The following is a 23,383-nucleotide window of genomic DNA, read 5'->3' as shown; positions in this document are numbered from 1 at the left end:
GACCTGCGCCCTTCAGCGCCAGTCTGCCAGGCCCGCGCATGGCGTGGGCAAGCCTGTGGAAAGGAAGGATTCCGTTCTGTTCCCACCTGTGGACGAAGGCACTTCGGGCTGCTCAGGAGAGCTGCGACCGCCCCTCCCGACACGCGATCCCGGCCGCGTCGACCACCTCCGGCGGGTCGCCCGGCTGGGATGATCGGCGTATGACGCGATCCGACGGATACCTCCTCGACAACCGGCAGCCCGAGGCGGGGGAGCGCTTCGACGCCTTCGCCGCCCTCTTCGACCCGACCACGTTCCGTCATCTCGAAGGGCTCGGGGTCGGGCCCGGCTGGCGCTGCTGGGAAGCCGGCGCGGGCGGCACCTCCGTCGTGTCCTGGCTCGCGAAGAAGGTCGGTCCGACGGGCAAGGTAGTCGCGACCGACATCGACACCTCCCGCCTGACGTCGGCCGCCCGCCCACCGGTCGAGGTCCGCGTCCACGACCTCGGCGCCGGCGAGCCGCCGATGGAGGGCTTCGATCTGGTGCACGCCCGGCTCGTGCTGGTCCACGTACCGGACCGGGAGCGGGCGTTGCGGTCGATGGTGGGCGCTCTGCGCCCGGGCGGACGGCTGCTGATCGAGGACGCCGACCCCGCCCTGCAGCCTTTGCTCTGCCCCGACGAGCACGGCCCCGAGCAGCAGCTCGCGAACCGTCTGCGCCACGGCTTCCGCCAGCTCCTCGCCGGCCGGGGCGCCGACCTCTCCTACGGCCGCAAACTGCCACGCCTGCTGCGCGAGGCCGGACTGCGCCGCGTCGAGGCCGACGCCTACTTCCCGGTCACCTCGCCCGCCTGCGCCGCCCTGGAGTCCGCGACGGTGCGCCAGATCCGCGAGCAGCTCGTCGGGGCGGGCGTCGCGACGGACGAGGAGATCGACCGGCATCTGGCGAACGTCGCCGAGGGCAGCATGGACCTGGCGACGGCCCCGATGATCTCGGCCTGGGGACGCAAGGGGTAGCGAGGCCGCAGAGCCGCGTACGGACGAAGGCTCGCCGCGCCGGAAGACGCAGCGAAGGCGCACGGGCGGGGACGGACGGCTCGGCGCCGGACAGGGGGACCCGTCCGGAGCGCCCGCCCGGAGCGCCTGGCAGGGGCGCGCCGCAGGGGCTCGCGGCGTCAGCCCGCCACGCTGGTCCGGTCCGTCGTCGTCGCGCGCTCTTGCGGGGTCGGCGGTCTGCCGCCCACCCGTTCCACGGCCCGGGCCCCCGCCCGGCATCCCTCGACCGCCGCGGCCGCGGCGTCGACGCCGGCGAGCAGTGCGGCGAGGAACGCGCCGGTGAAGGCGTCGCCGGCGCCGGTGGTGTCCCGGGGAGTCGCGGGGACCGCGGGAACGCGGGCGAGGACCGTGCCCCCACCGGCCACCAGCGCGCCGTCCGCCCCCTGCTTGGCCACCACCAGCGGTACGTGGCGGCTCAGTTCGGCCGCCGCGTCCGCCCCGTCGGGCACCCCGGTGAGCAGCCGGGCCTCGTCACGGCTGGGCAGCAGCACGTCCACGTCCGCGACGAGGCCCAGGAAGCGGGGGAGGCCCAGCTCCACCAGAAAACCCGCCGACGCCGGATCGAGGCTCACCGGGATTCCCCGCGCGCGTGCCGCCCCCGACGCCGTACGCACCAGTGCCCGCCCCGACTCCGAGAACAGCAGATAGCCGGAGAGATGCAGCCGGCCGACGCCGTCCAGCAGCGAGTCCGACCAGTCCGCGGGGGCGAGGCGCAGGGAGGCGCCGCTGTCGGTGAGGAACGTCCGCTCCGCTGCCGCGTCCGCGTCGACGAGGCAGATCACCGTGCCGGTCGACGCCTGTGGATCCACGACGAGAAGGGGCCGCACCCCGCCGGCGGTCAACGCCCGTTCGTGCCAGGCCGCCGATTCCGCGCCCACCCTGCCGAGCAGCCGGACGTCCGCGCAGCCCCAGTGGGCGGCCCAGCAGGCCACGTTGGCGCCCGCGCCGCCCGGCAGGGTCCGGATCACCGCGACCGTGTCCGTTCCCGAGGCCAGCGGACCCCGGTGCCGGGCGACGACGTCCGTCACCACGTCCCCGACGACCAGCAGCGCCCCGCCCCCCGCCGGCGCGCGACCGGACAGAGCCTCGGACAGGCCCTCGGACAGGCCCTCGGACAGGCCCGTCGCCTCCGGGCCGGCCGACGCCCCGGATCCGGCCCGCACGTCCGCGCCCGACGTCTCCTCCGCGCCGGGCGTCGGCGTCGCGCCCGACGGCGCGTTCGGGCTCCGGACGGGGCCGGCGTGATCACGGCTCGCCCCGTCCGGTCGCGCCGTCATGCCTCGGACCACGCCGTCGCGATCCGCGCCGCCAGACGTACGTTGCCGCGCACCGCCGCCAGATTGGCGCTCAGGGACGCGCCGTCGGTGTGCCGGACCAGGTAGTCGAGCAGGAACGGCGTGACGCCCTGGCCAAAGACGCCGGCCTCCTCGCACGCGTGCAGGGCGTCGGCGAGCACACGCGCGTGCAGCGCGGGATCTAGCTGCTCCTCCTCGGGGACCGGATTGGCGACGATCAGAGCCGAGCGGGGCGCGCCGAGCGCGTCCTGGGCCCGCATCACGTCGGCGACCTGCCGGGGACCGTGCACCGTCCAGTCCACCGGATGACCCGAGTCGGACAGGTAGAACCCGGGGAAGCGGTCGGTGCCGTACCCGGCGACCGCGACGCCCAGCGTCTCCAGCCGTTGCAGGGTCGCGGGCACGTCCAGGATCGACTTGACCCCCGCGCAGACCACCGTGATCCGCGTGTTCGCCAGCAGCCCCAGGTCGGCCGACTCGTCCTGGGTGACCGTCCACTCCCGGTGAACTCCGCCGAGGCCGCCCGTCGCGAACACCCGCAGGCCCGCCAGCGACGCCAGCAGCGCCGTCGCCGACACCGTGGTCGCGCCGCTCGCACCGGAGGCCACCGCCAGCGGCAGGTCGCGGTGGCCCAGCTTGCGGAACCCGTCCTCGTCGGCGACCCGCTCCAGCTGCTTCTCGTCCAGGCCCACATGGGGCCGCCCGTCGAGCACGGCGATCGTCGCCGGCACCGCGCCCTCGGCGCGTACGACGGCCTCCAGCTCCGCCGCCACCTGAAGATTGCGCGGGCGGGGCAGCCCGTGCGAGATGATCGTCGACTCCAGCGCCACCACGGGTTGACGCGCGTCGACCGCGTTCCGCACCTCTTCCGACACCACCAGCACCACGCGCCCGCCTCCTGTCCGTCGGTCTCCTTTCATCTCTGGCGGGCGGCGCGCCCGGTCAAACCCTTGCGTCCTGTGGGGCAGGACACCAGCCTGGAAGGCATGACAGAGCACACGGCACGCCTCGACCACGTCGTCCTGTGGGTGCGCGATCCGGCGGCCGCAGCCGTCTTCTACGAACAGGCCGTCGGGCTGACGCCCGTCAGACTTGCCGAGTTCATCGCGGGCGAAGAGCCCTTCCCCTCCGTCCGCGTCAGCGAGGACTGTCTGCTCGACCTGATGCCGTCGGCGGCGGCGGAGCACATGAAGATGCTTCCCGGCGCCGCCGACAGCGCGGGGCATCCCGTCAACCATGTCTGCCTCGCCCTGCCCAGGGGAGACTTCGACGCCCTCCGCACCCGTCTGGAGGAGCGCGCCGTCCCGGCCTCGGACGTCACGCACGGCTCCTTCGGCGCCCGGGGCGACGCCACGCGCAGCTTCTACTTCCGCGACCCGGACGGCAACGTCGTGGAGGCGCGGCACTACGACTGACGAGTGCCGCCTTCGCCGCCGCGGCTCCCGTTCCGGGTGAACAGCGCCAGGGCGGCCAGCGGGAGGAGCAGGGTCGCCGCGGCAACGTTGAGCCACCCGTAGCTCGCCCGCGCCACCACGAGCCCGGCGATCGCCCCGCCGACACCCGCCGAGGTGTTCATGGTGAGGTCGGAGATGCCCTGGGCGGCGGCCCGCGCGGACTGCGGCACCGCGTCGGTGAGCAGTGCCGAACCGGACACCAGCCCGGCCGACCAGCCGAGGCCCAGGACGAACAGTCCGGCGGCGGTCTGCCGGTGGTCGTCGCCGGCCGTCCCGGCCAGGAACAGGGCCACGGCCAGCAGCCCGGCCGCGAGGCCCGTCACCGAGAAGCGCCCCACCCGGTCGGCCAGCCGCCCCATCAACGGCGCGAACGCGTACATGCCGGCGATGTGCCCGCTGATGACCAGCCCGATCAGCTCGACGCTCGCGCCGTGGTGGGAAAGGTCCACCGGGGTCATCGACATGACCGAGACCATCGCCGTGTGCGACACCGCCACCGTCACCAGCGCCAGCCGTGCGTGCGGCGAGGCGGCGACGGCCGTCAGACCCGCCCGCAGGGAACGGGCCTCGGGGGAGCGCTCGTCCTCCGGGGCGAGCGCGCGGGCCGTCAGCAGCGGGTCCGGGCGCAGCAGGACCGCCACGACCACCGCGGCCAGGACGAAGATGCCGGCCGCCCACAGGAAGGGGCCCGCCGCCTCGGGTATCCCCAGCCCGGCGATGCTGCGTCCGGCGGGCGCGGCGATGTTCGGGCCCAGGACCGCGCCGATGGTCGTCGCCCACACGACATGGGAGATGGCCCGGGCCCGATGCTGCGGCTCGGCGAGGTCGGCGGCGGCGAACCGGGCCTGCAGATTCGCCGAGGAGGCCGCGCCGAACGCGGCCATGCCGCACAGCAGCAGCGGGAAGTTCCCGAGGCGCGCCGCCACCACCACGACCCCCGCTCCCAGGGCGCCGACGAGGTAGGCCAGCACCAGCCCCGGCCTGCGCCCGCGCGCGGTCATCAACGCGGCCATCGGCATCGACAGCACGGCCGTACCGGCGACGGTCGCGGTGGGCGCGAGTCCGGACAGGGCCTCGGTGCCGCTGACCTGCCGGGCCAGGACGGCGGCCAGCGCGATGCCGGTGGCGACGCCGAGCCCTCCGAGGATCTGGCTGGTGATGAGCACGACGGTCGTGCGACGGCGCAGGGCGGGCAGCCGCACCGCGTCCACGTGCGGCACCGCGGTGCGCTCGGCGGCGGTCACATCAGGCTCCTCTCCGCTGCACAGGCCGGCATCGCCGCACGGACGACCCGCACCACGACAGGGACCCGCGCCGCCGCGTGGCCGTGCGCGACGGCCTCGCCACGCCGACAGACGGACATCCGGGTCACCGGCGCAGTCTCCCCCCTCCGCTCCCCGCCGCCCAGACCTCCGGCCGAGCGGCTCGGACCACCGAGACGAACGGTTCAGAACAACGGCTCGGGCAGGACCCCCTCCAGAGCGAGCAGCTTCCTCTTGGTCTCCAGACCGCCGCCGAAGCCGCCGATGCCGCCGTCCCTCTCCACCACCCGGTGGCAGGGCACGACGACCGGCAGCGGATTGGACCCCATCGCGGCTCCCACCGCCTGCGCCGCCCCCGGCTGGCCGACCCGCTCCGCCAGATCGCCGTAGCCCACGACCGCCCCGTAGGGAACGCCGGTGGCCAGCTCGCGCAGCACCTGGCGGTTGAAGCCCGAGATCAGGGACCAGTCCAGGGGCAGCTCGAAGACCTGCCGCTCTCCCGAGAAATAGGCCTGGAACTGGCGTATCGCCTCAGCCAGCAACGGGGAGCCGGGCGCCTCGACGGGCTCCGTGCCCAGCCGCTCCGCCAGCCTGGCGAGCGCCTTGTCGCGAACCGCGTCGGTGGCGTGGAAGACCACGTTGAGCAACCCCTCGGTGCTCGCCACCAGCATCAGCGGTCCGATGTCGGTGCCCACGACGGCCCACACGACCCGCCGCCCGTACTCCGCATGGCTGTCCATGCGCCCACGGTACGGGCAGCCACCGACAACGCACCGTGAGGGCCGCACGTCAGTACCAGTACAGCGCCCGCCGCACCACGTCCGGCCGGTCGGTGATGACGCCGTCGACGCCGTACCCGGCGACGGCCCGGGCGGTCGCCGCGTCGTCGACGGTCCAGGTGAAGACCTTCATCGGCCGCCCGTGCGGCCCGGTGAGCTCGTGCACCGCGGCGACGTACGCCTGGGAGAGGGCGTGGTAGGACGGGTTGATCTGGTCGGCGAACACCGAGAACCGGGGCAGGTCCGACAGAGCCGGCATGCCGAGCAGGCCGATGCGCACCGCGGGCACCAGCTGGTGGACCGTCCGCAGGCAGTCGGCGCTGAAACTCTGCACGATCAACCGGTTGGCGAGGTGGCGCTCGTCCAGCCACCCCTCGTCGCCCAGGAGTTTGAGGACCTCCTGCTCGATGCCCGGGTAGATCTCGGGATTCTTGATCTCCAGGAGCAGCTTCTGGTGGTTGCGGTCGACCCGGTCGACGTACTGCGTCAGCGTCGGCACGCGCACGCCCGCGTAGTCGGGGCCGAACCAGCTTCCCGCGTCGAGCCGCGCGATCTCGGCGGCGGTGAAGTCCTTCACCCTCCAGGGAGCGCGGCCCGGAAAGACCTCTTCGACGTCGGTCGTCCGACGGAGGCTGTCGTCGTGGACGACGACGAGCTCGCCGTCCCGGGTGCGCTGGACGTCGTTCTCCACCCAGAGGGTGCCCAGCGACGCCGCGCGGTCGACGGCCTCCAGGGTGTTCTCCGGGGCGACGGCGGAGGCGCCCCGGTGGGCGACCACCGCAGGCCGCAGCGCGCTGCCCGCGCGGGCGCTGTGGACGGGGAGCAGGAGCGCCACGGCGCCCAGGACCGCGGTGGTCGTGACGGCAACTATGCGTGTGTGCATGCGTACTCCTCGCGTCGAGCGATCACATACAGCTCAACTGTGACAGCGAAGGGTCCACGACGAGGGGTGATGCGGGACGGTCACACGGGAGGAGGAGGCGCCGGACGCCGTCACCGGTGCCGCACATGTGGGGCAAGGACGTGTTTCTTTGCCGGAAAATCGTTCGACCATTCCGGTGGGAGTCATACTTTCCCTCAGCCTTGACCGCGCGCAGCGGTCCTGGAAGGCCGCGTTCCAGAGGTATCGGGCAAGATCCGGCAACAGGGCGAAGGGCAACCGCGCATGCACGGCACGGTCGACGGTTTCAGCTACGGACTCGTCACCCCGCTGGTGGCCTACGTCATGGCCTGCCTCGGCGGTGCGCTGGGTCTGCGCTGCACCACCAGAGCCCTGCTCGTCGCCCACACCTGGCGGCCGGGCTGGCTCGCCCTCGGCTCCGCGGCGATCGGCTCCGGCATCTGGACCATGCATTTCATCGCGATGATCGGCTTCACCGTCCGGGGCGCCCCGATCCACTACGACAAACCCATGACCTACGGCAGCCTGGGCGTCGCCGTCGTCATGGTGGGCGTCGGGGTCTTCATCGTCGGCTACCGCGGCGCGACCGGAACCGCGCTGTTCACCGGAGGGACCCTCACCGGCCTCGGCATCGCGTCCATGCACTACCTCGGCATGGCCGGGATGCGCCTGAACGGCACGTTCACGTACAACACGCTCACCGTCGCCGTCTCCGTCGCCGTCGCCATGGCCGCCGCCACCGTCGCCCTGTGGGCCGCGGGGCAGGTCAGGGGCTTGCTGTGGAGCGTGGGCGCCGGCCTGGTCATGGGGCTCGCCGTGACCGGCATGCACTACACCGGCATGGCCGCCCTCAGCGTCCATCTGCACACGGGCGGCGCCCCGGCCGCGGGCGACTCGCCGGCAACCCTGCTCGCACCCATGCTGATCGGCCCCCTCGCGTTCCTCTGCCTCGCCGGCGCCGTCGTGCTGTTCGACCCGCTCATGGTGCTGGGCAAGCCCGACCGGGCCCCCGCCCCGCACCCACCCGGCGTCCCGGCGCACCAGACCGTCGGGCATCCGGCGCGCGGCGCCCGCCTCCGCGGCCGCCGGGACGTGGCCCACCGGGAGTCCCGCACCCCGCAGAACCGCTGAGCCGGCGCCTGCGAACGCCCCGGAACCCTTGATCGGACCCCGTTGTCAGTGGGGGGTCGTACGGTGGATGGCATGCGGCCCGTTTCCCACATCGAACGCACGGTGGCGCCCTTCGAGGTCGTCAGTCCCTACCAGCCCAGCGGCGACCAGCCGACGGCCATCGCCCAACTCGCCAAGCGTGTCGAGGCGGGCGAGAAGGACGTCGTCCTGCTCGGCGCGACCGGCACCGGAAAGTCCGCCACCACCGCGTGGATGATCGAGAAGCTCCAGCGCCCCACCCTGGTGATGGCGCCGAACAAGACCCTGGCCGCCCAGCTGGCGAACGAGTTCCGAGAACTGCTGCCGAACAACGCGGTCGAGTACTTCGTCTCGTACTACGACTACTACCAGCCCGAGGCGTACGTCCCGCAGTCGGACACCTACATCGAGAAGGACTCCTCGATCAACGAGGAGGTCGAGCGCCTGCGCCACTCCGCGACCAACTCGCTGCTCACCCGCCGTGACGTAGTCGTGGTCGCCTCGGTGTCCTGCATCTACGGCCTCGGCACCCCGCAGGAGTACGTGGACCGCATGGTCCCCCTGCGCGTCGGCGAGGAGCTCGACCGGGACCAGTTGCTGCGCCGCTTCGTCGACATCCAGTACACGCGCAACGACCTGGCGTTCACCCGCGGCACCTTCCGGGTGCGCGGCGACACCATCGAGATCTTCCCGGTGTACGAGGAGCTCGCCGTCCGCATCGAGATGTTCGGCGACGAGATCGAGGCCCTGTCCACCCTGCACCCGCTCACCGGCGAGATCATCAGCGAGGACCAGCAGCTGTACATCTTCCCCGCCACCCACTACGTGGCGGGCCCCGAGCGTCTCGAGCGGGCCGCGAACGACATCGAGAAGGAGCTCGGCGAGCGTCTGGCCGAGCTGGAGAAACAGGGCAAGCTGCTGGAGGCCCAGCGCCTGCGCATGCGCACCACGTACGACCTCGAGATGCTCCGCCAGATCGGCTCCTGCTCCGGCGTCGAGAATTACTCGATGCACTTCGACGGCCGCTCGCCCGGCTCCCCGCCGAACACGCTGCTCGACTACTTCCCGGACGACTTCCTGCTCGTCATCGACGAGTCCCACGTCACCGTGCCGCAGATCGGCGCCATGTACGAGGGCGACGCCTCCCGTAAGCGCACCCTCGTCGACCACGGCTTCCGGCTGCCCTCGGCCCTCGACAACCGCCCGCTGAAATGGGAGGAGTTCCAGGAACGCATCGGGCAGACCGTGTATCTGTCGGCGACGCCCGGCAAGTACGAGCTCTCACGCGGGGACGGCGTCGTGGAGCAGATCATCCGCCCCACCGGCCTCATCGACCCCGAGGTCGTCGTCAAGCCCACCGAGGGCCAGATCGACGACCTGGTGCACGAGATCCGGGAGCGCGTCGAGAAGGACGAGCGCGTCCTGGTCACCACGCTCACCAAGAAGATGGCCGAGGACCTCACGGCCTACTTCCTGGAACTCGGCATCCAGGTGCGCTATCTGCACAGCGACGTCGACACGCTGCGGCGGATCGAGCTGCTGCGCGAGCTGCGCGCCGGCGAGTTCGACGTCCTGGTCGGCATCAACCTCCTGCGGGAGGGCCTCGACCTGCCCGAGGTGTCCCTGGTGGCGATCCTCGACGCCGACAAGGAGGGTTTCCTGCGCTCCGGGACCTCACTGATCCAGACCATCGGCCGCGCGGCGCGCAACGTCTCCGGTCAGGTCCACATGTACGCCGACAAGATCACCCCGGGCATGGAACGGGCCATCGACGAGACCAACCGGCGCCGGGAGAAGCAGGTCGCCTACAACACGGCCCACGGCATCGACCCGCAGCCGCTCCGCAAGAAGATCAACGACATCGTCGCGCAGATCGCCCGCGAGGAGGTCGACACGGAGCAGCTGCTCGGCTCCGGCTACCGCGCGAAGAAGGACGGCCGCGCCACCAAGGCCCCGGTGCCCTCCCTCGGCGACAAGGCGGGCAAGGGCGCGAAGTCCGGGCAGGCCAGGGGCAAGGCCGGGGCGACGGTGCCGACCGACCGTCCGGCGGCCGAACTCGCCGAGCAGATCGAGGAGATGACCGAGCGCATGCGGGCCGCAGCAGCGGACCTGCAGTTCGAGGTGGCCGCCCGGATCCGCGACGAAGTCTCCGAGATGAAGAAGGAATTGCGCCAGATGAAAGAGGCGGGTCTGGCCTGACGGACCCGTGCGACTCCTGTGCCCCGGCCCCGCACGTGCTGTGTTGCAAGACCGACACAAAGTGCGGGCCTGGGTGCGGCACTGTCAGTGCCTTTGCGTAGGGTTTCCGTCAACCGCGGGCGCCGCGGCAACAGGGGACAGTCCGAGAGGGGAATCAGCGCGTGACCGTCAACATGACCAAGGGTCAGGCCATCAGTCTGCAGAAGAACGACGGGGGCAGCCTGACCGCGGTGCGCATGGGTCTCGGCTGGCAGGCGGCCCCGCGGCGCGGCCTGTTCGGCTCCCGGACCCGGGAGATCGACCTCGACGCCTCCGCCGTTCTGTTCGCGGACAAGCAGCCGGTCGACGTCGTCTTCTTCCGTCACCTGGTGAGCGACGACGGCTCGGTCCGCCACACCGGTGACAACCTGGTCGGCGGCGTCGGCCAGGGCGGCGACGACGAGGCGATCCTCGTCGACCTCGCGCGCGTGCCGGTCCACATCGACCAGATCGTCTTCACCGTGAACTCCTTCACGGGCCAGACGTTCCAGGAGGTGCAGAACGCCTTCTGCCGCCTGGTCGACGAGACCAACGGCCAGGAGCTGGCGCGCTACACGCTCGCGGGCGGCGGCGCCTACACGGCGCAGATCATGGCGAAGGTGCACCGGGTCGGCGCAGGCTGGAACATGACGGCCCTCGGCACTCCGGCCAACGGCCGTACCTTCCAGGACCTGATGCCCGCGATCCTGCCGGCGCTGTAAGGCCGTCGGCCGGCGAGCGGCATCACCACAACACCACACGTGACGCAGGGGGACGACAGGCGATGACGGCCGAGCTGGTGCGGGGGCAGAACCACCCGCTCTCCCAGGTCCGGCTCGAGATCCGGATCTCGGCCGGCAAGCCCGTCGTGGCGACGGCCGTTCTCGGCGACGAGAGCGGCAGGATCCACGGCGTCGAATGGGTGGCCCATCCGGGCGTGCCCACACTGCCCGGCCTGGAGGTCTCCCGCCAGGCCGCCGCGGACCACCGCCTCGCGGTGGACCTCGACGCCGTGCCGGCGGCCGTGCACCGGGTCGGCGTCGTGCTGGCGCTGCCCACGGGAGTCGGCGGACCGGTCGGCTTCGGCTCGGTCGCGGCCCCCTTCGTCGCGGTCACCGGCCTCGACGGGGCCGAGATCGCCACCTTCACCCTCACCGGCCTGGACGCGGAGTCGGCCGTCATCGCGCTGGAGCTGTACCGGCGGCAGGGCGCCTGGAAGGTGCGCGCCGTCGGTCAGGGCTATGCGGGCGGCCTCGCCGAACTCCTCACCGACCAGGGCCTGCCGCAGGCGCACCGGCTCGCGACCGAGATCAACGAGGCCGTGGTGCGGGGCCTGGCCCGCTCGGTGCCGGCCCCACCGCCGCGCCCGTCCGACGCCGACCGCTCCCGCCAGACGGCCGCGTCCGCGCTCGGCCCGGACCAGAGCGGCTCGCCGTACAACTCTCAGAACACCCCCGGAGCCCAGGGAACGCACGGCGCCCAGGGCATCTCCGGCAGCCAGGGCACCGGCGGCCCCTACGGAGCGACGCCGAGCACCCAGGGGACCGCGAACCAGACCGGCGGCGCCACGCCGTCCGACCCCGAGCCCGCGCAGTCGGCGTCCGCGCCCGCCGCCGGCGGTCCGATCGACTACAGCCATCCGCGCCGGCAGACCACCGCTCCGCCTCCGCCTCCGCCCACCGCGCCCCCGGCACAGCCAGGGGAGCCCGCCCGGCCGGTGGCCGGCGACGCGACCGGCTGGTCCATGGAGGAGCGGCTGTACAACCAGGTCTGGGGCATGTTCGAGGACCTGGCCCGCAGCACCGCCGCGTACCGCAGCGCGGTCGACTTCGCCGACGCGCGGATGGAGAAGGAGCTCGACCAGGCCCTGTCCGACCCGCGCAGCAGGATCGGCGGCCAGGGCGAGGCCGCCCGCGAGGCGGCGCAGGCCAAGCACAGCCGGCTCGTCGACCAGGCCCGGGAGGCCCTGGACCGCGACCTCGGCCAGCTCGGCGCCGAGGCCGACGTCGTGGAACCGGCGCTGCCCGCCGCGTACGCGCGCTGGGACAGCCCCGTGTGGCACGCCTACCGCGTCCCGATGGAGATGCCCATGGCGCTGCGCCTGGGCGACCTCCACGTGCCCGAGAGTGAACCGCTGCGCATCCCCATGCTGGTTCGGCTCCCGCTCGAACGCGGGCTGTGGATCGACAGCGGACGCACCGGCTCGTCCGACGGGCTGTTCACCGACGCGCACGACATGCGCCGCCTGGCCATGGAGTCGGCCGTGGCGCACACGGCCCGGCTGCTCGCCGTGCATCCGGCCGGCGAGTTCACCGTGCACGTCCTCGACCCGGCCGGTTCGGCCGCCGGGGAGCTGTCGCCGCTGGTGCGGTCCGGGGTCCTGGCGGCTCCGCCCGCGGCCGGCGCGGCGGGTGTGGCGGCGGTCCTCGGGCAGCTCACCGAGCGCGTCGACCTGGTGCAGATGGCGGTGCGCGGTGGAGTGGCCGACTCGCTGCCGCCCGGGTTCGACACCGCCCAGCAGTTGCTCGTCGTCAACGACTTCCCGCACGGCTTCGACGACCGTGCCGTGACCCAGTTGCGCTATCTCGCGGACGAGGGCCCGGCCGTCGGCGTGCACCTGATGATGGTCGCCGACCGGGAGGACGCGGCCGGTTACGGTCCGTTGCTGGACCCGTTGTGGCGCGGGCTGCTGCGGCTGACCCCGGTGGCCGACGACCACCTCGCCGACCCCTGGGTGGGGCATGCGTGGACGTACGAACCGGCCCTGGCGCCGCCCGGAAGTCAGGTGCTGCACCAGGTGCTGGCGCAGGTGGCGGCGGCCCGTACCAACTATTAGTAAACTCTCCTGACCTGCGGACTTGGCCTTTCTTTTGCCAAGCGCTTTACCTTCTCTTGGTGATTGGGGTACTCTTCTTCTCACGGAGGGGAGTACTCCCTGCTGCGGCGTACCCGTCAATACGGATCAGGCCTGATCCCGGGGCGTCGGCCCGTCTCGGGTGGAAGAGACCTCCGGCAGCGCGACGGCGCTGTTCACCTGCCGTTACGTACTGCCGGAGGCGCAGTGGATGTTTCCGTGAACCTGTGGGTTCTGACCATCGTCGGCCTGGCCGCCCTGATCGCGGTCGACTTCTTCATCGGCCGCAAACCGCACGACGTCTCGATCAAGGAAGCCGGGATCTGGACGGTCGTCTGGATCGCCCTGGCCGGGCTGTTCGGCCTCGGCCTCTTCCTCTTCTCCGGGGGACAGCCCGCCGGAGAGTTCTTCGCGGGCTTCATCACCGAGAAGTCGCTCAGCGTCGACAACCTCTTCGTGTTCGTCCTGATCATGGGCAAGTTCGCGGTCCCGTCGCAGTACCAGCAGCGGGTCCTGCTCGTCGGCGTCCTCATAGCCCTGGTCCTGCGGGCCGTCTTCATCGCGGCGGGTGCGGCGATCCTCGCCAGCTTCGCCTGGGTCTTCTACCTCTTCGGCGCCTTCCTGATCTGGACGGCCTGGAAGCTCATCCAGGAGGCGCGCGCCGACGACGAGGACGAGGAGTTCGAGGAGAACAAGCTGCTCAAGGCCGCGGAGCGAAGGTTCGGCGTGGCGGACCGCTACCACGGCACGAAGCTGTGGATCGAGCAGAACGGCAAGCGGGTCATGACCCCGATGCTGGTCGTGATGCTCGCGATCGGCACCACCGACGTGCTCTTCGCCCTCGACTCCATCCCCGCCATCTTCGGGCTGACCCAGGACCCCTACATCGTGTTCACCGCGAACGCCTTCGCACTGATGGGTCTGCGGCAGCTGTACTTCCTCATCGGCGGTCTGCTGAGGAAGCTGGTCCACCTCAGCTACGGCCTGTCGATCATCCTCGGCTTCATCGGCGTGAAGCTGGTCCTGCACGCGCTGCACGAGTCCGGGGTGCACGTGCCCGAGATCAGCATCCCGGTCTCGCTCGGCGTCATCTGTTCGGTCCTGATCGTCACCACGATCACCAGCCTGCGGGCCTCCCGGAAGCAGGCGGCGGCCGAGGAGGCGCAGACGGCGAGTGAAGGCGCTCCGAAGGACAGCATCGGAGCCTGACCTCGTACGACGTAGGGACAACCACCCCCGGGAGCGGTGCGCGGCGAATTGCCGACCACCGCTTCCGGTGCTTCCTTGGTACCGGGCGTTTCCACTTCGGGACGCCGCAGCCGGGGGGTGGAGGCACCATGAGCACGTCGCAGAAGTTCGTGCAGATCGTCGACTTCGAGACCGACCGCATCGACGAGATGCGCGCTCTCGCCGAGGAAGGGGAACGGGGCTTCGCGGGCCGGGAGGACGCCCCGAAGCGCCGGCTCGTCCTCAGGGACCGGAACCGGCCGAACCATTATCTCGTGGTGGTCGAGTTCGACTCCTACGAGGCGGCCATGCGCAACAGCGAGTCCGAGGAGACGGGCAAGTTCGCGGAGGGGATGGCCGCGCTGTGCACCCGGCCGCCGTCCTTCACTGACTGCGACGTCGTGGACGCCGCCGAGTTCTGAGGGCACCTCCGCCGGCGGCAGTGCCGTACGGGTCGTAGGGGTCGCCCGGGCCGGGGCGGGCCGGAGTGCGCGGCCCGTACGGCTCTGCGACGATCACAGCATGCTCGCTCGGCTCAGGTCGGTCGCGACCCGGTGGACGGCCCTCGTGCCGGCGCTGGCGGTCGTGCTGCTGGTCCTGACCTGGGGGCGCGACCTGCCGGGTCCGCTGGTCGCGCTGGTGACCCTGGTCCTCGCCGGAGCGGTCCTGGCCGCCGTGCACCATGCGGAGGTCGTCGCCCACCGGGTGGGTGAGCCGTTCGGCTCGCTCGTCCTCGCCGTCGCGGTGACGATCATCGAGGTGGCACTCATCGTCACCCTGATGGCCGACGGCGGCGACAAGAGCTCGACGCTGGCCAGGGACACGGTCTTCGCGGCCGTGATGATCACCTGTAACGGCATCGTCGGCCTCTGTCTCCTGGTGGCCTCCCTGCGCCACGGAACGGCGGTCTTCAACCCCGAGGGCACGGGAGCCGCCCTGGCGACCGTCGCCACCCTGGCCACACTGAGCCTCGTCCTGCCGACCTTCACCACCAGCAAGCCGGGACCGGAGTTCTCCGGCGTCCAGCTCACGTTCGCCGCCGTCTCCTCACTGATCCTCTACGGCCTCTTCGTGGCGACGCAGACCGTACGGCACCGCGACTACTTCCTGCCGGTCACCCGCCAGGGAGACGTGATCACCGCGGACGACCACGCGGGCGTCCCCACCTCCCGGACCGCCCTGATCAGCCTCGCGCTGCTCGGTCTCGCCCTGATCGGCGTGGTGGGCCTCGCCAAGGGGGTCTCGCCCACGATCGAGTCCGGGGTGGAGGCGGCCGGACTCCGCCACGCGGTCGTCGGCGTGGTCATCGCACTGCTCGTGCTGCTCCCCGAGACCATCGCCGCACTGCGCTCCGCGCGCCGCGACCGGGTGCAGACCAGCCTCAACCTGGCGCTCGGATCCGCGATGGCCAGCATCGGCCTGACCATCCCCGCGGTCGCCCTGGCTTCGATCTGGCTCAAGGGACCCCTCGTCCTCGGGCTCGGCGCCACCCACATGGTGCTGCTGGCGCTCACCATCGTGGTCAGCTCGCTCACGGTGGTCCCGGGACGGGCCACCCCGCTGCAGGGCGGCGTCCACCTGGTGCTCTCCGCCGCCTACCTGGAACTGGCGATCAATCCGTAGCGGCGGCTCGCGTCCCCAGACAGGCACCCGCCGATCGCGCCCCCGCCCCCCGCCCTCGTCCCCGCCCTCGCCCCCGCGCCCGCTACCGCGACCCGCGTGCCGCGCCGTCCGTGACGGGCCGTAGCGCCGTCGCCGGACGCGTCTCCGGCAGCAGCGCGAAGCAGCCCAGGCTGAGCAGAGCGACCCCCGCCAGATACGCTCCGACACCCCACGGGACGCGCCCCGAATGCTCGGCGAGCGCCGTCGCCACGAGGGGCGTAAGCGCCCCTCCGAGAACCCCGCCGAGGTTGTAGCCGACCGACGCGCCCGTGCAGCGCACCCGCGGCGCGTACAACTCCGGCAGATAGGCCGCCACCACCGCGAACATCGTGACGAACGCGATCAGCGCGCCGAGGGACCCGAGGAACATCGGCAGCGGCTCCCCGGTCGAGAGCAACGCCACCATCGGGAACATCCACAGGGCTGCGGCCGCGCAGCCGGCCAGACACAGCGGCCGCCGCCCGTGGCGGTCGCCGAGCAGCGCCATCACCGGTGTCAGCGCCCCCTTCACCACCACGGCGGCCATGACGCAGGTCAGCATGACGGTACGGCTCACGCCGAGCCGTTCGGTCGCGTACGCCAGCGACCAGGTCGTCACGGCGTAGAAGACCGCGTACCCGACGGCGAGCGCGCCGCCGGTCAGCAGGACCAGCCGCCAGTGGTCGCGCAGCAGCTCGGCCAGCGGCACGCGCGCGTGGTCGTCGATCTCCAGGAAGCGGGGACTTTCGGGCAGCGACGACCTGAGCCACAACCCGAGCAGGGCGAGCGCTCCGGCCGCCCAGAAGGGCACCCGCCATCCCCACCGCGCGAACTGCGCGTCGGTCAGCGCCGCAGACAGGGCCAGCACCGCCCCGTTGGCGAGGAGGAAGCCCACCGCGGGCCCGACCTGCGGGAAGCTCGACCACAGGGCGCGCCGCCCGGCCGGCGCGTGCTCCGCCGTCAGCAGCACCGCCCCGCCCCACTCACCGCCGAGCCCGAGCCCCTGCAGGAAGCGCAGCACGAGCAGCAGCAGGGGAGCGGCCACGCCGATCGCGTCGTACGTCGGCACGCAGCCGACCGCGACCGTCGAGGCGCCGGTCAGCAGCAGGGAGACGACGAGGACCGGGCGTCGGCCGTGCCGGTCCCCGACGTGACCGAAGAGGACCGCACCGAGCGGCCGGGCCACGAAGCCCACGCCGAACGTCGCGAACGCGGCCAGCGTCCCCGCCGACGGCGAGAACGTGGGGAAGAACAGGGGCCCGAGGACCAGTGCGGCCGCCGTCCCGTAGACGAAGAAGTCGTAGAACTCGATGGCGGTCCCGGCGAGCGAGGCGGTCGCGAGCCGGAGCATGGAGGGCGTCCCCGCGGTGCGTGCGTCGTGCATGCCGCGTCAACCCACCGCGGCGACCACCGGTTACGGGGCGCACGAGATCACGGCCCGGTGCTCCGCCGGGTCAGTAGGTGACCGTGATGCGCCGGGCCGGTCCGTCCACGCGGACCGTGCCGCCGTAGGGGATCACCAGCTGGGGGTCCGTGTGGCCGAAGTCGACGTCGAAGACGGCCAGCGTGTCGGGGGCGTAGGCGGCCAGCGCGCGCTCCACCGCCTCGCGCTGCTCGGTGGCGTACCGGGCGGCCGCCTCGGGGGAGTTGGGGTGCGCGAAGGACCACGTCCTGGCACGGGCCATGAGCAGGGCCGGGAAGCGCCGCAGCAGGCCGCGCTCGCCCATGCTGCGCAGGATCAGGAAGACCTCCGTGGCGCTCGGCAGTTCCTCCGACGTCTCCAGGATCAGCACGCCGCCGTCGTACGCCGACGGGTCGGGGGAGATCTCGCGGTCGGCCATCAGCAGCCAGGACAGGATCTCCAGGTTGCCGCCCCAACTGCGGCCCTCCACCACGCGGTCGGGGCCCCGCCAGGTCCAGCCGCCCTGCTTCGGCGTCTCCGGCTCGGCCGCGAAGGTCGCCGGATCGGCCCAGTCGCCGTTGACGTCGCCCCAGCGCTCGGCGGGCCGCAACTCGTAGGTGCCGGTGGTGAACAGCGCGGCCCGCAGCGATTCGGCGGTCTGCGGGTGCATAGCTCCGGGGCGCCCGAACTCGACCATCACACTCGTGCCGTGGTAACCGACGACCCCGGACGAGTACAGGAACGCCAGCAGGTTGGTGTTGTCGCTCATCCCGAAGAACGGCTTGGGATGGGCCCGGATCAACTCCCGGTCCAGGAAAGGCAGGACGGTGATCTGGTCGTCGCCGCCGATCGACGCGATCACCGCGGTGACGTCCGGGTCGGCGAACGCGGCGTGGATGTCGTCGGCGCGCGCCTGCGGCGTCGCATCCATCGTGCGCGTGGTCGGGTACTCGACCGGCTCCAGGCCGAAGTCCTCACGCAGCCGGGCGAGGCCCAGCTCGTAGGGGCGCGGGTAGAGCGCCGGCAGGCCGGCCGAGGGCGAGAGGACGGCTATGCGGTCTCCGGGGGAGGGCTTGGGCGGGTACACCGGGGTCGTCATGCCCGGAGCGTACGGCTTCCCGTCCCGCTCTTTCACCGTGATAAACCGGGGTCGAGCGGCGGCCCGGACGGCTGCCCCGACGGACCGGAGGAACCGTGCCCCGCAGCCTGGCCAACGCCCCGATCATGATTCTCAACGGCCCCAACCTGAACCTTCTGGGACAGCGTCAGCCGGAGATCTACGGTAGCGACACCCTCGCCGACGTCGAGGCGATGTGCGTCGAGGCGGCGGCCGGGCACGGCGGCACGGTGGACTTCCGCCAGTCCAACCACGAGGGCGAGCTGGTCGACTGGATCCACGAGGCGCGGCTGAACCACTGCGGCATCGTGATCAACCCGGGCGCCTACTCGCACACGTCCGTCGCCATCCTCGACGCGCTCAACACCTGCGACGGCATGCCGGTGCTGGAGGTCCACGTCTCCAACATCCACCGGCGTGAGTCGTTCCGGCACCACTCCTACGTCTCGCTGCGCGCCGACGGCGTCATCGCGGGCTGCGGGGTGCAGGGATACGTGTTCGGCGTGCAGCGGGTCGCGACGCTCGCGGGCCCGGCCAGGGCGGACGCGTAAGTGCGCCGGGGCCGCCGGTCGAGGGCGGGGAACGTGGACCGGCGGCCCATCCGCGCCGGAGCCGTCATCCCGCGCGGGGCTGCAACCAGTTGACCGCGCAACCACGTATGAGGGGGAGCGCGCGTGGAGCGTCGGCGCGTGCACGCGATTCACACGGGGCGCGCGTTCAGGGGCGCGCGCCCCGTGCGGGGAGGTGTCACCACCTTGGGCAGGCCTCACCGTCCTCGGCAGGGGCTCATCACCCTCAGGCTCACCACCCGCGCGCGTGCCACTCCGGAAGATGCGGCCGCTCGGCGCCGAGCGTCGTGTCGTCGCCGTGTCCCGGATAGACCCAGGTCTCGTCCGGCAGCACGTCGAAGATCTTCGTCTCGACGTCGTGGACCAGACGCGCGAAGGCCTCCGGGTCCTTACGGGTGTTGCCCACGCCTCCGGGGAACACCACAGCACGCGCACACACGAGGTCACGGCGGCGCGTAGACCTACCGGCCGTGCCTCCGTGGCGTCGAAGAGGGCCGACCGCGTCAGATGCCTGTGCCATGAGGCCGGCCGTGCTCTTCTCAGCGGTGGCGCGGGCGAGGCAGCAAGGCGAACGCGGTCTCCGCGATCGAGGTCAGGCGGTCGGGACTGTGGCCGTACGCGCCTACGACATCGGTCCCGCGGACGATGGTCAGCAGGAGGTAGGCGAGGTCGTCGGGGTCCGCGTCGGGGTCGATGTCGCCGTTGCGCTGGGCCGCTCGCACGCACTCGGCCACCGCCGTGCGGACTACGGAGAAGCAGTCGCTGGCCAGGCGTTTGACCTCGGGGTCGGAGGCGCCGATCTCCAGGGCCATCTTGGCGGCGAAGCAGGCCGCCGCCGTCCGGTCGGGGGCGGGGGGTACGTCGGCGGCGAGTGGCACCCCGTGGACGGCGCGGAGCAAGTACGCGTGCAGTCGTTCCAGGGCGCCCTCGTCCGGTCCGGCGAGCATGTTCCGCGGACCCTGCGCCAGCCGGGCGAAGTAGCTGGCCATCGCCCGCAGCAGCACGCCGTGTTTGCCGTCGAACGCGGCGTAGAGGCTGCCGCGGCCCAGGCCGGTGGCGGCGCTGATGTCGTCGACGCTCGTGCCGTTGTAGCCCGAGGCGCGGAACTGGCGCTCGGCGGCATGCAGGACGTGGTCGGGGTCGAAGCTTCGTGGTCTCGCCATACACCGAAGGTAAAGCCGGCCCGCCGTTATTGACAACCCAGTACAGAACCATCTAGGTTTCTGACTGTTCAGTACACAACCATCCTGAGCTCACCGGACAGGGTGTGTGTACGCCTGGCGCGATGGAGAGCAACCCATGCCTTTGCGCTCCTCCGCGCCGCCCGACGTTGCGACGCCTTCCAGGCCGGCAAGGCCCGGTCTGAATCTCGCGATCCTGGCGACGGCGAGTTCCATCGCCGGACTGGACCTGTACATCACGACGTCGGGCTGTCCTCGGGGCGGGGCACTTCCTGTACCTCGAACAGCCCAAGGCGGTCGCCGACCACATCCTCGGCTTTCTGAACGGCTGCCCCCCCTCCAACCACCCAGAACTCGAAGGGTTGACCGAACCATGACCGACAAGGAAAGGCAGGAGGCCATGGCTGTGGCGACTCCTCCGTACGCGAGCGACGCACTGGCCGAGGGGACCGTCGACGCGGTGGTGATCGGCGGGGGCGCCGCGGGGCTGAACGGTGCACTGATCCTCGCCCGCTCCCGCCGCTCGGTCGTCGTGATCGACAGCGGCTCCCCGCGCAACGCGCCCGCGGAGGCCGTGCACGGTTTCATCGTCTTGGACGGCACCCCGCCGTCCGAGATCCTTCGCCGGGGCCGGGAGCAGGTGCGCCAGTACGGCGGACGCGTCGTGTCCGGCGAGGTGGTCTCGGCCGAGTCCGCCGCCCCGTCGGCGGACGGGGACCTGCGGTTCACCGTCACCCTGGCCGACGGCCGCAGCATCACCGCCCGCCGCGTCCTGGTGGCCACCGGTCTCAGGGATGTGCTGCCGGAGGTGCCCGGGCTCGCCGAGCACTGGGGGCACAGTGTGGTGCACTGCTCGTACTGCCACGGCTGGGAGGTGCGCGACGAGCCCATTGGCGTCCTCGCCACCGGACCGGTCTCCATCGAGCACGCGTATCTGTTCCGTCAGCTGACCGAGGACCTGACCTACTTCACCCACGGCACCGGCCTGGACGAGGACAGCCGCGCTCGCTTCGCCGCCCGCGGCATCCGCGTCATCGACACCCCGGTCACCGAGGTCGTCAACGACGCCGACGGTGCCCTCGCCGGGGTGCGCCTGGCCGACGGCCAGGTCGTGGCCCGCCGCGTCGTCGCGGTCGTCGCGCAGCTGCAGGCCCGCACCAAGGGCCTGGAAGGTCTGGGCCTGCCGGTGCAGGACCTGCCGAAGGGCCGCGGTTTCGCGTCCGGCGTGGCTGGCGCCACCGAGGTGCCGGGTGTGTGGGTGGCCGGCAACGTCACCGATCTGGTCGCCCAGGTCGGGGCCTCCGCAGCGGCCGGCGCACTGGCCGGCGCCGACATCAACAGGATGCTGGCCGCCGCGGACACCGACGCGGCCCTCCAGGGGATCGCCGAGGCAAGCCCGCAAGGGGCCACAGGGTGATCTTGAAGCTCGGAGATCTCAGCCCGTCGCCCGCTCGCCTCACGGGCAATCAAGTGCTTCCGCTCGTCCGCCCCGTTCCCCTCAGGAGCTACTGATGTCCTTCCTTGCGAACACCCCCGTGGAGAAAATGAGCGGGCCGTACGCGCGGCGCTGGTGGGCGCTGCTCGTCCTGTGCCTGAGCCTGCTGATCACGGTGATGGCGAACACGTCGCTGATCGTCGCCGCCCCCGACATGACCACGGAGCTGGGCCTGAGCAGCAGTGATCTGCAGTGGGTCGTCGACGGCTACACCGTTCCGTACGCGGCGCTGATGCTGGTGCTGGGCTCGATCGGCGACAAGTACAGCCGGCGCGGCGCGCTGGTGCTGGGTCTGCTGATCTTCGCCGGCGGTTCGGTGATGGGGAGCATGGTCGACGAGACTGCGCTGGTCATCGTGGCCCGCGCGATCATGGGTGTGGGTGCCGCGGTCGTGATGCCGGCCACGCTGTCCCTGGTGGTCGCGACCTTCCCCCGGAGCGAGCGGACCAAGGCCATCACCGCCTGGGCCGCGACCTCCGGGGTGGCGGTAGCCGTCGGCCCGCTGGTCTCCGGCTGGCTGCTTGAGGACCACGCCTGGGGCTCGACCTTCCTGATCAACGTGCCGATCGCGGTCGTCGCCGTGTTCGGCGCGCTCGCCCTGGTACCGCCGTCCAAGGCGGAGGGCATGGGCCGGATCGACTACGTCGGTGGTCTGCTGTCGATCGTCACCGTCGGCTCCCTGATCTACGCCGCCATCGAGGGCCCGCACTTCGGCTGGGGCGCCGGCCCCGTCACCGCCGCCGTGGTCGCCGGTGCCGGTCTGGCCGCCTTCGTAGCCTGGGAGCTGCGGCACCCGCACCCGATGCTGGACGTCCGAAAGTTCGCGCTGCGGCCCTTCAGCGGCTCGATGCTCGCGGTGATGTTCTTCTTCTTCGGTATGTTCGCCGTGCTCTACTACTCGACGCAGTTCCTGCAGTTCGTCCTCGGCTACGGCGCCCTGGACACGGGCCTACGGCTGCTGCCGCTGGGCGGTGCGGTGTTCCTCGGGTCCGCGCTGACCGGGGTGTTCACCCCGAAGCTGGGGGTGAAGGTGATGGTCGTGACCGGCATGGCCATCGGCACGGCGGGCATGTTCCTGCTCACCCAGATCGACAAGGGGTCGACGTACGGGGACTTCCTGGCGCCGCTGATGATGCTGGGCCTCGCGCTCGGACTGGCCATCTCCCCGGCGACCGACACGATCATGGGCTCCTTCCCCGAGTCCGAGCTGGGCGTCGGCGGCGGTGTCAACGACACCGCGCTGGAGCTGGGCGGGGCGCTGGGCATCGCGGTGCTGGGCTCGCTGCTGGGCACGGCCTACCGGGACGAGCTGACCGACCTGGTGGGCAACCGGCTCCCGGGCGAGGCGATGGAGACCGCCAAGGACTCGGTCGGCGCCGGCCTGGCCGTCGCGGAGCGGGTCGCGCAGGATCCCTCCGCCGGGCCCCAGCAGGCCCAGGCCGCCGTGGACGCCGTCCACCAGGCCTTCGCCCACGGGGTCGCCCAGACCAGCCTCATCGGCGGAATCATCATGGCCGCCGGAACGCTGATCGTCCTCGCGGTCCTGCCGGGCCGGCGCGGCTTCGCGAAGCAGAGCGCCGAGCCGGGGGCCGGGACGACGGCGAGCGAGGCGGCCACTGTGCGGGAGCACAGCGGGTCCACCCACTAGATCGCCGACGGGGCGTCCACGGGATCGCCGGAGCGACGGGCACCGCCTCCGCCGGGTCGCCCGCCAGGTGCGTCAGGCAGGAGCCCGGCGGCGCGAGACGCGCAGGGCGCGGGCGTGGTCACGGTCCAGGGCCACGCGGATCCTCTGCCGGAACACCT

20 protein-coding genes and 1 pseudogene are annotated in these 23,383 nt (G+C 72.0%); 12 read left to right on the top strand and 9 right to left on the bottom strand.

Features of this window, described 5'->3' with window-relative positions:
• Positions 1-200: 200 nt before the first annotated feature.
• The gene (locus QF032_RS10560; protein WP_307041825.1) at positions 201-995 is read left to right on the top strand and encodes a methyltransferase; all 795 of its coding nucleotides are present in this window, start codon (positions 201-203) and stop codon (positions 993-995) included.
• A gap of 158 nt (positions 996-1,153) precedes the next feature.
• On the opposite strand, the gene QF032_RS10555 is transcribed toward QF032_RS10560, so the two are convergent.
• Together QF032_RS10555 and QF032_RS10550 are read right to left on the bottom strand one after the other, a co-directional pair.
• Positions 1,154-2,311: a carbohydrate kinase family protein gene (locus QF032_RS10555; protein WP_307055864.1), complete on the bottom strand. Its 1,158-nt coding sequence runs from the start codon at positions 2,309-2,311 to the stop codon at positions 1,154-1,156.
• Positions 2,308-3,216: a pseudouridine-5'-phosphate glycosidase gene (locus QF032_RS10550; RefSeq protein WP_307055862.1), complete on the bottom strand. Its 909-nt coding sequence runs from the start codon at positions 3,214-3,216 to the stop codon at positions 2,308-2,310. Before QF032_RS10550 ends, QF032_RS10555 begins: the two co-directional genes overlap by 4 nt.
• A 99-nt stretch (positions 3,217-3,315) precedes the next feature.
• On the opposite strand from QF032_RS10550, the gene QF032_RS10545 reads away from it, so the two are divergent.
• The gene (locus QF032_RS10545) at positions 3,316-3,744 is read left to right on the top strand and encodes a VOC family protein (RefSeq protein WP_307041820.1); all 429 of its coding nucleotides are present in this window, start codon (positions 3,316-3,318) and stop codon (positions 3,742-3,744) included.
• Here the strand turns inward: QF032_RS10545 and QF032_RS10540 are convergent.
• From QF032_RS10540 to QF032_RS10530, 3 genes are all read right to left on the bottom strand, one after another.
• Positions 3,735-5,027 (bottom strand): MFS transporter, encoded by a 1,293-nt coding sequence (locus QF032_RS10540; protein WP_307041818.1) that lies wholly within the window; start codon positions 5,025-5,027, stop codon positions 3,735-3,737. The genes QF032_RS10545 and QF032_RS10540 overlap by 10 nt on opposite strands.
• 203 nt (positions 5,028-5,230) lie before the next feature.
• Positions 5,231-5,785 (bottom strand): methylated-DNA--[protein]-cysteine S-methyltransferase, encoded by a 555-nt coding sequence (locus QF032_RS10535; RefSeq protein ID WP_307055860.1) that lies wholly within the window; start codon positions 5,783-5,785, stop codon positions 5,231-5,233.
• Between the two features lie 49 nt (positions 5,786-5,834).
• Positions 5,835-6,707: a glycerophosphodiester phosphodiesterase gene (locus QF032_RS10530; RefSeq protein WP_307055858.1), complete on the bottom strand. Its 873-nt coding sequence runs from the start codon at positions 6,705-6,707 to the stop codon at positions 5,835-5,837.
• Between the two features lie 282 nt (positions 6,708-6,989).
• On the opposite strand from QF032_RS10530, the gene QF032_RS10525 reads away from it, so the two are divergent.
• From QF032_RS10525 to QF032_RS10495, 7 genes are all read left to right on the top strand, one after another.
• Entirely contained in the window at positions 6,990-7,856 is an 867-nt protein-coding gene (locus QF032_RS10525) for an MHYT domain-containing protein (protein WP_307055856.1), read from the top strand.
• A gap of 72 nt (positions 7,857-7,928) precedes the next feature.
• Complete coding sequence (gene uvrB / locus QF032_RS10520; RefSeq protein WP_307055854.1) at positions 7,929-10,073, top strand: excinuclease ABC subunit UvrB; 2,145 nt, start codon at positions 7,929-7,931, stop codon at positions 10,071-10,073.
• A gap of 161 nt (positions 10,074-10,234) precedes the next feature.
• Complete coding sequence (locus QF032_RS10515; RefSeq protein WP_306953298.1) at positions 10,235-10,813, top strand: TerD family protein; 579 nt, start codon at positions 10,235-10,237, stop codon at positions 10,811-10,813.
• Positions 10,814-10,875: 62 nt separating this feature from the next.
• Positions 10,876-12,927 (top strand): TerD family protein, encoded by a 2,052-nt coding sequence (locus QF032_RS10510; protein WP_307055852.1) that lies wholly within the window; start codon positions 10,876-10,878, stop codon positions 12,925-12,927.
• A gap of 225 nt (positions 12,928-13,152) precedes the next feature.
• Positions 13,153-14,154, top strand: coding sequence for a TerC family protein (locus tag QF032_RS10505; protein ID WP_307041805.1), 1,002 nt, complete (start codon positions 13,153-13,155; stop codon positions 14,152-14,154).
• A gap of 128 nt (positions 14,155-14,282) precedes the next feature.
• Positions 14,283-14,594 carry a hypothetical protein gene (locus QF032_RS10500; RefSeq protein ID WP_307041803.1) on the top strand — a complete coding sequence of 104 codons (312 nt, stop codon included), beginning with the start codon at positions 14,283-14,285 and terminating at the stop codon, positions 14,592-14,594.
• Between the two features lie 100 nt (positions 14,595-14,694).
• Positions 14,695-15,795: a calcium:proton antiporter gene (locus QF032_RS10495; protein ID WP_307055849.1), complete on the top strand. Its 1,101-nt coding sequence runs from the start codon at positions 14,695-14,697 to the stop codon at positions 15,793-15,795.
• 82 nt (positions 15,796-15,877) lie between these two features.
• On the opposite strand, the gene QF032_RS10490 is transcribed toward QF032_RS10495, so the two are convergent.
• Together QF032_RS10490 and QF032_RS10485 are read right to left on the bottom strand one after the other, a co-directional pair.
• The gene (locus QF032_RS10490; protein ID WP_307060205.1) at positions 15,878-17,164 is read right to left on the bottom strand and encodes an MFS transporter; all 1,287 of its coding nucleotides are present in this window, start codon (positions 17,162-17,164) and stop codon (positions 15,878-15,880) included.
• Positions 17,165-17,267: 103 nt separating this feature from the next.
• Positions 17,268-18,314, bottom strand: coding sequence for a S66 family peptidase (locus tag QF032_RS10485; RefSeq protein ID WP_307055848.1), 1,047 nt, complete (start codon positions 18,312-18,314; stop codon positions 17,268-17,270).
• Positions 18,315-18,409: 95 nt separating this feature from the next.
• Between QF032_RS10485 and aroQ the strand changes: the two genes are divergently transcribed.
• Entirely contained in the window at positions 18,410-18,883 is a 474-nt protein-coding gene (aroQ, locus tag QF032_RS10480) for a type II 3-dehydroquinate dehydratase (protein WP_306953304.1), read from the top strand.
• 250 nt (positions 18,884-19,133) lie between these two features.
• Here the strand turns inward: aroQ and QF032_RS10475 are convergent.
• Together QF032_RS10475 and QF032_RS10470 are read right to left on the bottom strand one after the other, a co-directional pair.
• Positions 19,134-19,322, bottom strand: a pseudogene (locus QF032_RS10475) (MBL fold metallo-hydrolase); the annotation flags it as partial.
• A 118-nt stretch (positions 19,323-19,440) separates the two neighbouring features.
• On the bottom strand, positions 19,441-20,064 hold the full coding sequence (locus tag QF032_RS10470) for a TetR/AcrR family transcriptional regulator (protein ID WP_307041795.1): 624 nt from the start codon (positions 20,062-20,064) through the stop codon (positions 19,441-19,443).
• Between the two features lie 418 nt (positions 20,065-20,482).
• Between QF032_RS10470 and QF032_RS10465 the strand changes: the two genes are divergently transcribed.
• On the top strand, positions 20,483-21,499 hold the full coding sequence (locus QF032_RS10465) for an NAD(P)/FAD-dependent oxidoreductase (protein WP_307060203.1): 1,017 nt from the start codon (positions 20,483-20,485) through the stop codon (positions 21,497-21,499).
• Positions 21,500-21,593: 94 nt separating this feature from the next.
• Positions 21,594-23,225: an MFS transporter gene (locus QF032_RS10460; RefSeq protein ID WP_307055846.1), complete on the top strand. Its 1,632-nt coding sequence runs from the start codon at positions 21,594-21,596 to the stop codon at positions 23,223-23,225.
• Positions 23,226-23,383 lie beyond the last annotated feature (158 nt).

It is taken from the genome of Streptomyces achromogenes (assembly GCF_030816715.1).
Lineage (GTDB): Bacteria > Actinomycetota > Actinomycetes > Streptomycetales > Streptomycetaceae > Streptomyces > Streptomyces achromogenes_A.
This window is presented reverse-complemented; position numbering and strand designations above follow the sequence as displayed.

Excerpts from the sequence above, each read along its gene's own strand:
- QF032_RS10560 (WP_307041825.1), top strand. The coding sequence starts at position 201 with ATGACGCGATCCGACGGATACCTCCTCGACAACCGGCAGCCCGAGGCG.
- QF032_RS10555 (WP_307055864.1), bottom strand. The coding sequence starts at position 2,311 with ATGACGGCGCGACCGGACGGGGCGAGCCGTGATCACGCCGGCCCCGTC.
- QF032_RS10545 (WP_307041820.1), top strand. The coding sequence starts at position 3,316 with ATGACAGAGCACACGGCACGCCTCGACCACGTCGTCCTGTGGGTGCGC.
- QF032_RS10535 (WP_307055860.1), bottom strand. The coding sequence starts at position 5,785 with ATGGACAGCCATGCGGAGTACGGGCGGCGGGTCGTGTGGGCCGTCGTG.
- QF032_RS10530 (WP_307055858.1), bottom strand. The coding sequence starts at position 6,707 with ATGCACACACGCATAGTTGCCGTCACGACCACCGCGGTCCTGGGCGCC.
- QF032_RS10525 (WP_307055856.1), top strand. The coding sequence starts at position 6,990 with ATGCACGGCACGGTCGACGGTTTCAGCTACGGACTCGTCACCCCGCTG.
- uvrB (WP_307055854.1), top strand. The coding sequence starts at position 7,929 with ATGCGGCCCGTTTCCCACATCGAACGCACGGTGGCGCCCTTCGAGGTC.
- QF032_RS10510 (WP_307055852.1), top strand. The coding sequence starts at position 10,876 with ATGACGGCCGAGCTGGTGCGGGGGCAGAACCACCCGCTCTCCCAGGTC.
- QF032_RS10500 (WP_307041803.1), top strand. The coding sequence starts at position 14,283 with ATGAGCACGTCGCAGAAGTTCGTGCAGATCGTCGACTTCGAGACCGAC.
- QF032_RS10495 (WP_307055849.1), top strand. The coding sequence starts at position 14,695 with ATGCTCGCTCGGCTCAGGTCGGTCGCGACCCGGTGGACGGCCCTCGTG.
- QF032_RS10490 (WP_307060205.1), bottom strand. The coding sequence starts at position 17,164 with ATGCTCCGGCTCGCGACCGCCTCGCTCGCCGGGACCGCCATCGAGTTC.
- QF032_RS10485 (WP_307055848.1), bottom strand. The coding sequence starts at position 18,314 with ATGACGACCCCGGTGTACCCGCCCAAGCCCTCCCCCGGAGACCGCATA.
- QF032_RS10470 (WP_307041795.1), bottom strand. The coding sequence starts at position 20,064 with ATGGCGAGACCACGAAGCTTCGACCCCGACCACGTCCTGCATGCCGCC.
- QF032_RS10465 (WP_307060203.1), top strand. The coding sequence starts at position 20,483 with ATGGCTGTGGCGACTCCTCCGTACGCGAGCGACGCACTGGCCGAGGGG.
- QF032_RS10460 (WP_307055846.1), top strand. The coding sequence starts at position 21,594 with ATGTCCTTCCTTGCGAACACCCCCGTGGAGAAAATGAGCGGGCCGTAC.